Origin of the sequence: Ralstonia sp. TCR112 (assembly GCF_007997035.1) — a bacterium.
Lineage (GTDB): Bacteria > Pseudomonadota > Gammaproteobacteria > Burkholderiales > Burkholderiaceae > Ralstonia > Ralstonia edaphi.
Genome location: NZ_VOSS01000104.1, coordinates 1 through 12,034 on the forward strand (window position 1 = coordinate 1; position 12,034 = coordinate 12,034).

The 12,034-nt window shown below is 66.2% G+C and carries 8 protein-coding genes and 1 pseudogene; 1 reads left to right on the plus strand and 8 read right to left on the minus strand.

Annotation, left to right across the window (positions count from 1 at the left end; translation table 11 throughout):
• Positions 1 to 1,059: efflux transporter outer membrane subunit (locus FUT88_RS22225; protein ID WP_147218444.1), on the plus strand; the 1,059-nt coding region annotated here is incomplete at its 5' end.
• Positions 1,060 to 1,775: 716 nt separating this feature from the next.
• Here the strand turns inward: FUT88_RS22225 and FUT88_RS22230 are convergent.
• The 8 genes and pseudogenes from FUT88_RS22230 to FUT88_RS22265 form a co-directional block, all read right to left on the minus strand.
• Positions 1,776 to 2,624, minus strand: a complete 849-nt coding sequence (locus tag FUT88_RS22230; protein ID WP_147218446.1) for a hypothetical protein — start codon at positions 2,622 to 2,624, stop codon at positions 1,776 to 1,778.
• Positions 2,621 to 3,628: a YaiO family outer membrane beta-barrel protein gene (locus tag FUT88_RS22235; protein ID WP_261797260.1), complete on the minus strand. Its 1,008-nt coding sequence runs from the start codon at positions 3,626 to 3,628 to the stop codon at positions 2,621 to 2,623. Before FUT88_RS22235 ends, FUT88_RS22230 begins: the two co-directional genes overlap by 4 nt.
• A 99-nt stretch (positions 3,629 to 3,727) precedes the next feature.
• The gene (locus FUT88_RS22240; protein ID WP_147218448.1) at positions 3,728 to 5,578 is read right to left on the minus strand and encodes a polysaccharide deacetylase family protein; all 1,851 of its coding nucleotides are present in this window, start codon (positions 5,576 to 5,578) and stop codon (positions 3,728 to 3,730) included.
• A complete protein-coding gene (locus FUT88_RS22245) occupies positions 5,575 to 6,558 on the minus strand; it encodes a hypothetical protein (protein WP_147218450.1) in 984 nt (327 codons plus the stop codon). The genes FUT88_RS22240 and FUT88_RS22245 overlap by 4 nt, the downstream gene beginning before the upstream one ends.
• 10 nt (positions 6,559 to 6,568) lie before the next feature.
• On the minus strand, positions 6,569 to 7,612 hold the full coding sequence (locus tag FUT88_RS22250) for a hypothetical protein (RefSeq protein WP_147218452.1): 1,044 nt from the start codon (positions 7,610 to 7,612) through the stop codon (positions 6,569 to 6,571).
• Positions 7,609 to 8,934 carry a glycosyltransferase family 2 protein gene (locus tag FUT88_RS22255; protein ID WP_147218454.1) on the minus strand — a complete coding sequence of 442 codons (1,326 nt, stop codon included), beginning with the start codon at positions 8,932 to 8,934 and terminating at the stop codon, positions 7,609 to 7,611. Before FUT88_RS22255 ends, FUT88_RS22250 begins: the two co-directional genes overlap by 4 nt.
• Before the next feature lie 21 nt (positions 8,935 to 8,955).
• Positions 8,956 to 10,106: pseudogene (wecB, locus tag FUT88_RS22260) on the minus strand (non-hydrolyzing UDP-N-acetylglucosamine 2-epimerase).
• Between the two features lie 558 nt (positions 10,107 to 10,664).
• Positions 10,665 to 11,966, minus strand: coding sequence for an MFS transporter (locus tag FUT88_RS22265; RefSeq protein WP_147218456.1), 1,302 nt, complete (start codon positions 11,964 to 11,966; stop codon positions 10,665 to 10,667).
• Positions 11,967 to 12,034 lie beyond the last annotated feature (68 nt).

Genomic DNA, 12,034 nt, shown 5'->3' on the forward strand with positions numbered 1-12,034 from the left:
CTGTTCGGCCGCGTGCGCAACAACATCGATGCCGCCGGTGCCGACGCCGAGCGCGTCGAAGCGCTGTACCGTGCCGCACGGCTGACCTTGCAGGCCGACGTGGCGCAGACGTACTTCAGCCTGCGCACGCTGGATGCGGAAGAGGCGTTGCTGTCCCGCACGCTGGTCGGCCGTGAAGAAGCGCTCAAACTCGTGCAGCGCCGCTTCAACACCGGCGACATCGGCGAACTGGACGTCGCCCGCGCCGATGCCGAACTGGCCACGGCACGCTCCGACCGCATCGGCGTACAGCGCCGTCGCGCGGTGCTCGAGCACGCCCTCGCGACGCTGCTGGGCAAGGCGCCGGCTGATTTCAACATGGACGCACAACCGCTCACCGCGCTGGATGTGCGTGTGCCGGCAGGCCTGCCCTCCGCCCTTCTGGAGCGCCGCCCCGACGTGGCCGCCGCCGAACGCTCGATGGCTGCGGCCAACGCGCGCATCGGCGTGGCGCGTGCGGCGTTCTTCCCGCAACTGCAGCTGACGGGCGGCTTCGGCTACGAGTCGCACGACATCGGTGACCTGCTCAAGTGGGGCAGCCGCACGTGGATTCTCGGGCCGCTGGTGGGCACGGCGCTGTCGCTGCCGATCTTCGACGGTGGCGCCCGCAGCGCCGGCGTGAAGCAGGCGCGCGCCGCGTATGAAGAGAACGTTGCCAACTACCGCGAAAGCGTGCTCGTCGCCTTCCGCGAGGTGGAAGACAACCTCTCGGAACTGCGCCTGCTGGCCGATCAGGCCAAGGCCCAGGACGACGCCGTGCGCGCTTCCACGCGCGCTGCGCAGCTGTCCCGCACGCGCTACAACGCGGGCTCGGTCAACTACCTGGACGTGATCGATGCCGAGCGCAACATGCTGTCCGCCGAACGCATCGGCGTGCAACTGGCCGGCAGCCGCGTGAACTCCACGGTGGGGCTCATCAAGGCGCTGGGCGGCGGCTGGGGTGATCTGCCGCCGGCCGCACCGGCCAACGCCGCCAACACGACCAACGCGGCCCAGCCCGCAACGGTGGCGCAACAATAACCAGGCATTGCTCCCTCTCTCTCTGGAAAGCGAGATCTGCGCGGCTTCGGCCGCGTTTTTTTCCTTTGCTTGAGTGAACTGGGCCGATTGCAGCGGCGGACGCTTCTTCCACGCCCTGATTCCATGCACGAGGCTCGGGGCTTCAACAGCGGTGCGCATATTGCGGATTCCGCTTCACAGCGCGCGGCAATCGAACCTTGCCGAAGCGGACGTCACCCTTGACGCACCGCCCTTGGCCCGCAGACCGCGGAGCGCCACAGTTTTCGGTGCGTGCATCCGTCCCAAACATCCGATGTCCACAGTCCGAGAGCGGCGTGCGACCCTCAAACAGTGGCGCACGACCCTCGGAGGCCCGAACGCGGCCCAAAAACATCCGATACATCGGACCTCCGAGGCCCGAGCGCCACCCTCAAACCGTCAACGTTGGCCCTCTGAGGCTCATGCGCGACGGTCGGAGGCTGGAAGGTGGCTGTCCGAGCTCGAAAATTTCGACCTCTGACTGTGGAAGGTGAGTGTTTGAGGCTCGCGTTCGGCCCTCGGAGGGTCGACCTCGACGGTTGGAGGATCACGTTCGAGCCGTCGACGCTCGTGATCGACCGTTCCAGGCTCGCGCTCCAGCGTACGGGCCTCATGCTCTTGCGGGTACGCAGGCCACGTTGGCCGACGAAGCCCCCTGCCTGCGACGCGCGACGGCACCTCGCAGGCTGGCGGTGCGCCTACGAGAGACGCTGCCCACCCGCCCCGCGCGCGTTCCAGCTCATCGCCCATGCATAGAAGCCGACCAGCGTGCCGAACTGCAGGAACACCGCCCACAGCAGAAAGATCTGCGGGTACCACAGCATCGACCCTTTGAGCAGCACCACCGATGCGAGCGTGTACTGAAACGGAATGAAGACCGTCAGATACGCCATGCCCATGATGGACAACACCAGCTTGCGGATCAGGCCGAAGTCCAGCACGTTGTAGATCAGCGCGTAGAGCCACGGCGTGATCAACACCACCACCACCGACGCCTGCGTGAGCGAGCCGATCGACCCGCCGCCGTCATACGGAAAGCTCGCCGGCCACATGAAGAAGTAGAACTGGGCGCTCGCCTGCACCACGCCAATAAAGCGCAGCCAGTACGCCAGCGGCAACGCGCGGCCGCCGATGAAACGCGTGCCGAACAGCAACGCGAGCGTGACGATCATCCCGACCAGCCATTGCACGGCGGTGGGCAACGCGGCGTCGCTGTGCGGATACGGAATCGCGCCGAAGCCCGGCACCAGCGCCTTCACGGCCGCCAGCCGCACCTGCCCCTCCAGGGCGACGCTCCAGAAACTGATGATGCGTTCCCACAGCCCGGCAATGGTTGGCCACAGCGCCCAGTAGCCGGCCGTGAGCGCCAGCGGAATGCCGAGCACATCGATCCAGCGCCAGAGCGGAAACGACAGGCGCCGCATCGCGCGGTGCATGACGATGCGATCGCCGCGATAGCCGATCACGCGTTTGGGCTCGTGCCCGCGCAGCCGGCGCCTGGTGGGCAGGCTGTCGGTGGGCCCCTCATCGACGGGCTTGGCGTTCATCGGAAGCTCCAGCGGAAGCCGATCTCACCGTAGGTGCGGTTGTAGAAGGGGTTGTGGTAGTACTGCGCGCCGATGATGAGCAGCAGGTCACGCGCGACACGCTCGCGCCACTGGATGGCGTAGCTCATGCTGTTGTAGTCTGCGCGCTCGGTGCCGGTGGTCAGCACCTGGTAGGCCTCGCGGGCGTGTTCGACGCGCAGGACGAGCGCGCGCTTTTCGTCGTTGCCGATCGTGGCCGCAATGTACTGGCTCGGGCCGAACACCATGCCCGGATTGGCCCGGTTGAAACGCAGGCCGCCCTCCAGCACCACCGACGGGAAATACGCCAGCGTGCTGAGCACCAGCCCCTGGTCATTGCGCACGCTGTCCTGGCCCTGCGCGTAGTAGGCGCCGATGCCGGCCACGAAACGGCGGTCGGGGCCGAACTTGCGATAGCCCGCCACATCCACACGCCACTTCGAGAACAACTCGCTGTTGCCCGTGCCCGCCCCGACGAGGACGTAATAATCCTCCGACAGATCGCGCGTGAGCGAGAGCGCGCCGTACTGGCCCGCAAAGCCAAAGCGGCTCTGCCGGTCCAGCTCGGCCTGCCAAATGCCGTACGACGTGACCATCATGCCGCGCAGGGCCACGGCGGTGGCGCCACCAAAGCCGTCGCTCATATGGCCGGTGTCGAGCACGGCTTCGATGGCGGCGCGCTCCGGGGCGTAGGGTTCGGGCAGCGGCTCCGGCACGGTGGGCGCGGTGGCACCCGGCGTCGGCACGGGCGTTGCGGCCAACGCCGTTGCGTCTGCCGGCGGCGCGGCGCCTTCCGGTGCAGCCGGTTGCTCTGGATCCGTTGCCGCTTCTTGCGGTGTCGCCGGCTCGGCCGGTTGCATGGCTTCGGCCACTTGTGTCGGTTGCGCGTCTTCGGCGGGCTTGGCCGCGGCGGCCTGTGCCCATGCCGGCGGCGCCGTCATGCCGCAGGCAGCCGCCACCATCCACGCAATTGGAGTTCGATCCACGCTGTATTTCCCCGTCTGTTGTCGATGCGGGCGCCGGCCTTTTTTTGTTGCGTGGCGGCGGCCCGCTCTGCTTGTCGTGTTGTGTCTTGTGTCTTGTGCTCAGGTGCCGGTCTTCAGCTTGGCCGCAATCGTCAGCTTGCTGCCCGCGCCAGCCACCACGCGCCAGTTGTTGCCTTCCCGCACCACACTGGCCTGCCCGGCCTCGACGCGCGGCTCGGCATAACGGTCGGCCGAAAACAGCCACGTCAGCTCGTTCAGGGTGTCCGGGTTTTCTGCAGTCACACGCACGTCGCCGCGCTCCGATGTGGTCTGCCACACGGTCTTCTCGCGGCGCTCGGCAAAGTCGGCCATCTGTGTGATGGTGTGCCAGCGGAAGCGCTTGCGTGCCTCTTGCGCATCGGCGGCTTCCATCAGGGCGTCAATGGCGTGCAGGTAGCGCACGGCGCCCGGCGGGTGGAAATAGATCAGGCGGATCTCGCCGGAGTCGGTGGTGAACTTCACCAGCGAGGTCAGCCACGCCGCAATCTCCGCTTCCGGAATGTGCGCCATGTCGGCTTCTTCAATGGTCGCGTACTGCCCGTACGTCTGCACCGGGAACGACCAGATGTGCGCGTCGCGCCGGCCGTTGCGATACGTGCGCGTCGGGCCCTGGCCGATGTTGCCGGTGAAGTAGTAGCCCTTGACGTTGTGCTCGTCCAGCCAGCGCGTCGCCCACTCGGGCTGGTTGCCGGTGGGGGCGGAATACTCGGTCTGCGGCTTGCCGGTCAGTGCCTCTATGGCGTCTGCGTTCTTCTGCAGATAGGTCTCCATGGTGGCCTGGTTGTCTTCGGTCACGTTCAGGCCGAACCAGTCGTGAATCCAGCCGCCGTGGCTGCCCACCTCGTGCCCTTGCTTCATCAGGCCGTGCACGACCTCCGCAAACGCGGGGTTGTGGGCCAGGTTCACGCCCAGCCCGTCGCCAAACTGGCGCTGGTCGGGGCCGGCGGTGATGTGGAAGCTGAACGGGCCGCGCTTGAAGACGCCGTCTTCGATCAGCTTGTCGGTGGCGTCAATGCAGATGCGCGCATCGCAGTGCCAGTTCAGCACCAGGCCACCCACGCCCTGCGGCGCCGGCGACAGGCGCGGCTGCTCCAATACGTGGCTGGCAAAGTAGCTCAGGAAGCCGTGCATCAGCACGCCGTCGGTGCGCAGCTTGAGATACGTCAGCGGCAGGTTGACGAACAGCACGTGGCCTTTGCCCACGGTGCGCTCGCCGGCAATGACCGAGTTGTCTTCGGAGCGCAGCAGCACCTTGCCTGCGTAGTCGCCGTGCGTGCGCAGGGTCGGGTACTGCAGCATGTCTTGCCCGTAGCCCGACAGCACCGCACGCCCATTCGACACGATCCAGCGCCCCGGTGGAATATGCAGATCGACCATCGCATCGGGCTGGCCGTAGACGGTCGCCTGGCTGGCCATCTTTTCGCGCAGCGTCGAATAGAAACCGTATTGCACGCCGGCCAGTGTCGACAGGCGCGACGCGCCATCCTCGTAGAAGCCCTTTTCGTTGAGGATGCCGGCGTCATACACCTGCATCAGCGCGCCGCCGTCCTGCACGAACTGGCTGATCTGGTTGACCAGCGCGGTCGTCATCGAACGGTGCACGGTGTCGGGCAGGATCACGCCGGCAAACACGCGCTCACCATTCAACCCATGGCGCACGAAATCCGATGCCGACATGGTGCGCAGGCGCACGCCCTCTTCCAGCGCTGCGTCTTCCCAGGCCTGCACGTAGATGCGGTTGTCTTGTCCGAGGTTGTCGGGCACCACCAGCACGATGTCGTCGGTCTGCGGGCGGCCGGGGCCGGCACTGAGGTTGCGCGCCAGCAGCAGCGCGCAGGCGGCAAAGGCGATCAGGATCAGCAGACTGGTCAGGTATTTGCGCCAGTCGATGCGCTTGGAAGGTGTGCTCATTGGGAAACGGCCAGTGCATGCGAGAGCCCGATCAGCGCGCCCTCTTCCATCAAGTTCCAGCGGCCGGCTGCGCGCCATTGCGGCGCGGCCTGCAGCCACTTCTGCGCGGTCGGCGCATCGCCCAGCCTATAGGCCGCCCAGGCGATCAGGCCCCAGGGGAACGGGTCTGCCTTGCCCGACAGCCACGTCTGCCCATGGCGGAACATCCACACCGCCCACTTGCGCCGGGCGGCGGAGCCGGTCTCCAGGTCATGCACCCACGGATACACCGGCGCAACCGCCGTCGGGTAGAAGCCGTACGGCGTGGGCGGCAGGCTCACGCGTGCCGGGTCGAGCGCGCCGTTCAGTTGGTAACCGTAGGCATGGGCGAGGCCGTCCATCATCTGCTTGTGCGACGGCAGCGCGGCCAGTTCCAGCGTGTAGTGCAACGCGGCCTTGGGGTCGGCACGCAGGCGCTTGAGCGCGCCGGCCACTTCCACGTTGTCGGCAAAGTAGGCTTCGGGCCGATCGGCAAATGCCTGGAACGTGGTGCGCTTCGGGTCCCACAGCGTGGCGAGGTGGGCCAGCGACAGCCCGCAGCTGGCCAGCAGCTGCGGCGGGCCATGCAGGATCTCGTTGACGAGCAGGCACCAGAACACGGCTTGCGAGTCATCCGCATCGGCGTGGCCGCATGCTCGCCACCCGTCCGTGCCGCTGCGGCAGATGCGCGGGAACGTGCCATTGGCCTGTTGATAGGGCAGCAGCCAATTGGCGAGCCCCACCGCCGGCGCCTGCACGTCGACACCGAGGCGGTGGGCGACCAGCAGGGCTTCGATCGCAACGTAGGGCTCCACGTAATCGCCTTGGGCGAAGACGGTCATGGCGCCGTCGGGCGTAGTGAAGTCTTCAAACATCGTGGCACCGTGCGCAGCAGTCGACAGGGCAAGCCCGGCCAGCACCGCGCCACAGCGACGAACGCAAGCGCGCCAGAACGTGACCATGCGTGCCTCCTTACCCTTCCACGCGCGCGAACTCGTGCGCGGTAATCACGCCGTGCACGACGCAGCCCGGCGAGACGAACAGGCGGTTGCAGACGAGCGTGGTCGGTGCATCGGGGCGGCCGATGCGGCAGTTCGGCCCGAGCACGATGTTTTCAAAGCCGATGAGCGGGCCCAGCACCGCGCTGCCCGCACCGATTTCCAGGTTCTTGCGCGCCGATAGCGTGCCCGCGATGCGCACGCCGTCGCCCGTGCGCAGGTGCCCGTGCGTCTTGATGCTGCCCTGGAGCACCATGCCACCCGCGACGCGGCAATCGCCGCGCACCACGTAGTCGCAATCGGTTGCCTCGTTGGCCGCGAGCGTGGCATCGCCGTCCAGTACGCGCCGCTCCGTGGCCGGCTTCGGCAATCCGACCGGCTGCGCTGCGCTGCGCACGTCGCCAAACATCACCTCACCGGCGCCCGCGCGCTCGAAGCGCGCCGGGGCGGCCATCACGATGCGCTCCTCCGCCGTGACGCGGCCTTCGACACGCACATTCGGCAGCAGCCGCACATTGCGGCCATGCACCCAGCGCTGCACCACCACGTTCTCGCCGAGTTCGATATCGCCTTCGGCCAGGCAGGCTCGCAAGCGGGTGTCGCGCTCGACTTCGACATCCTGCTCGACATACAAGTCGGCGCGCACGCGGCTGCGCGGGCCCAGCCACGCGTTGCCACGGAACACGACGATGTGGTTCACCTTGTCGAGCATGCGCGCCAGCCCCGATTGCTCGACTGCGGGGCGGCCGCGCGGGTCGCGCCCCACGCTCAGTTGTGCGCTCACGGGCACCTGGTAGGCGGCGCCTGCGGCCCGCATGGCTTCGACATCCACGCCGTACTGCTCTTGCAGCCGGCGGCGGAAACTGTTGGCAAAGAAGGTGAGATTGTTCGGCTGGTCACGCCGCATCGGCAGCGGCGCGGAGTCGGTCGGGCGCAGCCACTCCGACAACGCCGGCAGGAACGGCAGCACCAGCAGCCCCGCGACCGAGCCGCTCAGCAGCAGCATGCTTCCGATCATGTGCGCTCCGTGCCCGTGGGCACCGGCACGTCGCCGGCCATGATGTTGACCACGCCCGCGGCTTCCGTGCGGAAGCGCTCGGTCTTGTCCCACACCAGCTCGCGCTTCTTCACGGCGTCGATCACCTGCGTCACGCCAGCACGTGCGATCGTCATCATGCTGACCAGGAAGCCAAACAGGTTCAGCGGCAACAGGCGGATGCGGTTGCGATGGCCGTCCAGGTAGGTGGCCGCCGCGATCTCGAAGAAGGCCGCATTCGTGCCGAGCCCGCCGTAGCACAGCAGCGCGGCCAGCAGCACCCAGCCCGAGACGATCGACTGCGCCGCCGCATAGAACAGGATGACGGCCACCACCCAGCCGGCCAGCTGCACCATCGGCATGACGAAGATCAGCAGCAGCAATGCGCCGTCCAGCCGTTCCAGCCGGCTGATGCGATCGTTGGCCAGCAGCTTGCGGATGTTGTTCACCATCACCTGGTTGTGCCCGCGCGACCAGCGGCTGATCTGCTTGAGCCGCACCGGCCATACTTCAGGCACCTCTTCGTAGCACTCGGAGCGGTTCTGGTAGACCGTCTTCCAACCGTGCTGCAGCAGGCGGAACGTCACGTCGGTGTCTTCGGCCAGCGTGTCGATGTTCCAGCCGCCGATGTCGTCCAGCGCACGGCGGCGGATACCGCCCACGGTGCCGCCGTACTGCGGCACCAGCCCGAGGTTCATGCGGGCGGTCTGGTCAACCTGGTAGCCGCCGGCACGCTCCAGATCAAGCAGGCGCGTCAGCAGGTTGGCGCCGGCATTCACGGGCACCACGCGGCCCATGATGGCGCCCACTTCCGGGTCAAAGAACGGCGCCACGAGCTGCTTGATGAGGCCGCGCGCCGGCAGGTAGTCGGCGTCGAAGACGATCATGATCTCGGCGTCGATCAACTGCGTGGCATCGCGCAACGCCGCCGCCTTGCCGGGCCGGCCTTCGGTGCGGTGGAACAGCTGGAAGCGGCCGGGGTTGCGCGCCGCAATCTCGTCGATGATCTCGCGCGTGCGGTCCTTGGAGCGATCGTTGACCGGCATGATGGTCAGCTTGTCGCGCGGGTAGTCCACCAGCAGCAGCGCGTTGAGGCAGTCGGCAATCACGCGCTCTTCGTTGTGCGCCGCCACGCAGACGACCACGCTCGGCCACGCGCCCTGTTCGATGTCGAGATACGGCTGACGCTGACGGCCGAACAGCCGGTTCAACGTGAACAGGTAGTGCCGCGCCGTGTAGACGACGAGCAGCGTGATGATGCAGAACGCGAGCACCAGCAGGATATCGATCGCAAGCGTGGACATGGTCTTCGTTGCCTTCCGCCGTCAGGCCGCTTGAAGTTCTTCGCCCAGAAACTCCTGGACATGCGCACCGCCCAAGGCGTCCACGATGCGCTGCGAGGCGAGCCCGTCGCCGTATGGGTTCAGGCGCTGCGAGAACGCGCGCCAGGCGTCGTCGTTGTCGTACAGGTGGCTCACGGCACCGACGATGCTGTCCACCTCCGTGCCGACCAGGCGCACGGTGCCGGCCTGCACGGCCTCGGGGCGCTCCGTCACATTGCGCATGACGAGCACCGGCTTGCCCAGCGACGGCGCTTCTTCCTGCACGCCGCCCGAGTCCGTGAGGATCACGTGGGCGCGCTGCATCAAGCGCACGAAGCGCGCGTAGTCCAGCGGCTCGATCAGATGCACGTTCGCAGGCCTGCCAGCGCGGTCTGCACGGGCCCGCGCACGTTCGGGTTCAGGTGGATGGGGTAGACGATCTGGATATCGTCGCGGCGCGCCAGCGTGGCCAGCGCATCGCAGATGTTGGCGAAGCCGGAACCGAAGTTCTCGCGGCGGTGGCCCGTCACGAGCAGGACCTTGCGTTCGTCGTTCAGAAACGGGAAATGCGCATCCAGTTCGGCGCGGAAGGCGTCGTCCGTCACGATGCGCTGCGTGGTCTGCAGCAGCGCGTCGATCACGGTATTGCCCGTCACCACAATGCGGCCGCCCAGGTTTTCCGCCTGCAGGTTGCGGCGCGACGAATCGGTCGGGGCGAACAGCAGATCGGCACACACGTCGATGGTGCGGCGGTTCATCTCTTCCGGCCACGGCTGGTAGAGGTCGCCCGTGCGCAGGCCGGCTTCCACATGGCCGATGGGAATGCGGCGGTGGAACGCCGCCATGGCCGACATCATTGCGGTGGTCGTGTCGCCATGTACGAGGATGCGATCGGGCCGCACCGTTTCCAGCACGTCGTCAAAAGCCGTGAGCAGGCGCGCGCTCAGTCCGTTCAGCGTCTGGTTCTGCGTCATCAGTTCCAGGTCGTACTGCGGCGTGATGCCGAACAGGTCCAGCACCTGCTGCAGCATCTGCTTGTGCTGCCCCGTCACGCACACGACGGACTCCATGGCCGACTGCTCAGCCAGCGCCTTGACGAGGGGCGCCATCTTGATCGCTTCGGGCCGCGTGCCGAAGACGGACAGAATTTTCATAACCGGATAGAAGAAGCACGGCATACGCGTCGCAGACGCGCATACAGCACACAGGACTGACGAAGGGATTCGATTGACGCCTCGTCCGTGCCTCCTTCTTGTTCTTGTGCAACCGTGGGGGCGGGGAAACCAGGCGTCGTGCAGGCCGCAATTTTCTCAATGAATGCGCCATTGCCGCCACCCCTCGTTTTTTTAAACAGAAAGGCTGAATAGGATTACCCCTTCTTTAGGGTATTCCCAAAATAACGGGCAGACGCAGAGAAAACAGGATGAAGGATCGCGCGCGTTGCTGACACTGTCCGCTGGCCGTGAAGCCGCGCCGGCGCTTGCATTGCGGCTGAGTGCTTGCCCGAATGCGAATCATCGGGCAATAAATCGGCGCTTCCTCTTCGGTTTTTCACGCAACCGAAGCATGCGCAATTGCAACGCAAATGAAAACACAAAAATGTTAAATCATTCCCACCCATTGGTGGGGTATGCCGATATATATTTGGCAAAAAAAAAGCGCGGCGTCTTCCAAACGCCGCGCGCTGTGCACTTTTGGGGGAAGCACAGGAGTTAAATCGATTCGAGTTCCCGGCCGCGTGTTTCCGGCAGCGTGAGCGCCGCCACGATCAGCAACCCATAGGCGCCCGCCGCGAAGATGCCGATGGCATGCCCCAGTGATGAATGCGCACTCACCTGCCCGATCAGGAACGGGAAGCACGCACCCACCGCCCGGCCGACGTTGTAGCAGAAGCCCTGGCCCGAGCCGCGCACCGCCGTCGGGAACAGCTCGGTCAGGAACGCGCCCATGCCGGCAAAGATGCCCGACGCAAAGAAGCCCAGCGGCAGGCCGAGCAGCAGCATCATGCTGTCGGTCACTTCCAGGTGCGTGTAAGCCAGCGCCACCACCATCGAGCCCACGGCAAACAGGATGAAGTTGCGCTTGCGCCCCAGGCGGTCGGTCAGCACCGCGCTGGTCAGGTAGCCGATGTACGAACCGATGATCACCACGGCCAGATAACCGCCGGTGCCCAGCACGGTCAGATGGCGCTCGGTCTTCAGGAATGTCGGCAGCCACGTGGTGATGGCGTAATAGCCGCCTTGTGCGCCGGTGGTCAGCACGGCGGCACGCAGCGTGGTGCTCAACAGCCGTGGCGAGAAAATCGCGAAGAAGCTCGTGCGCTCGGCGGCTTGTGACTTCGCTTCCTGAAACACCTCGGGCTCTTTCACCAGCCGGCGCAGGAAGAACACGAACACCGCCGGCACGATCCCCACGAGAAACAACGCGCGCCATGCAGTCTCAGGCGGCATCACGCTGAAGAACCACGCATACAGCAATGCCGACGCGCCCCACCCGAGCGCCCATCCGGCCTGCACCATGCCAACGGCCTTGCCGCGGTCCTGCGCGCGAATGGCTTCACCGATCAGCACGGCGCCGGCCGTCCACTCGCCGCCAAAGCCGAAGCCCATGAGCGTGCGCGCAATCAGCAGTTGCTCGTAGTTCTGCGCGAGGCCGCAGAGGAAGGTAAACACCGCAAACCAGAGGATCGTGATCTGCAGCGCGCGCACGCGGCCGATGCGGTCCGACAGGATGCCCGCCACCCAGCCGCCCGCCGCCGATGCCAGCAACGTGCACGTGCCGATCAATCCCGCATCGGCCTTGGAAAGCCCCCACACGCCGATCAACGTGGGGATGACGAAGCTGAGGATCTGCGTGTCCATCGCGTCGAGCGCGTAGCCGACCTTGCAACTCCAGAACGTGCGCCGCTCCTGCGCGGAGATCTCTCCGTACCAGCGGAACAGGCCGCCGGAATTGGCTGCGGCTGAGGCGTCCGGCTCGGCGGGCGCTCGCGCAACCGTGGCTTCGGTTGTCATGGTGTTTCCTCCTTGTTACTGATGCTGTCTCGATGCGTTGATCGCTTATTGCTATAAACCAGCGCCTC

Coding starts and splice junctions, on each gene's coding strand:
- FUT88_RS22230 (WP_147218446.1), bottom strand. CDS start 2,624: ATGAACGCCAAGCCCGTCGATGAGGGGCCCACCGACAGCCTGCCCACC.
- FUT88_RS22240 (WP_147218448.1), bottom strand. CDS start 5,578: ATGAGCACACCTTCCAAGCGCATCGACTGGCGCAAATACCTGACCAGT.
- FUT88_RS22245 (WP_147218450.1), bottom strand. CDS start 6,558: ATGGTCACGTTCTGGCGCGCTTGCGTTCGTCGCTGTGGCGCGGTGCTG.
- FUT88_RS22250 (WP_147218452.1), bottom strand. CDS start 7,612: ATGATCGGAAGCATGCTGCTGCTGAGCGGCTCGGTCGCGGGGCTGCTG.
- FUT88_RS22255 (WP_147218454.1), bottom strand. CDS start 8,934: ATGTCCACGCTTGCGATCGATATCCTGCTGGTGCTCGCGTTCTGCATC.
- FUT88_RS22265 (WP_147218456.1), bottom strand. CDS start 11,966: ATGACAACCGAAGCCACGGTTGCGCGAGCGCCCGCCGAGCCGGACGCC.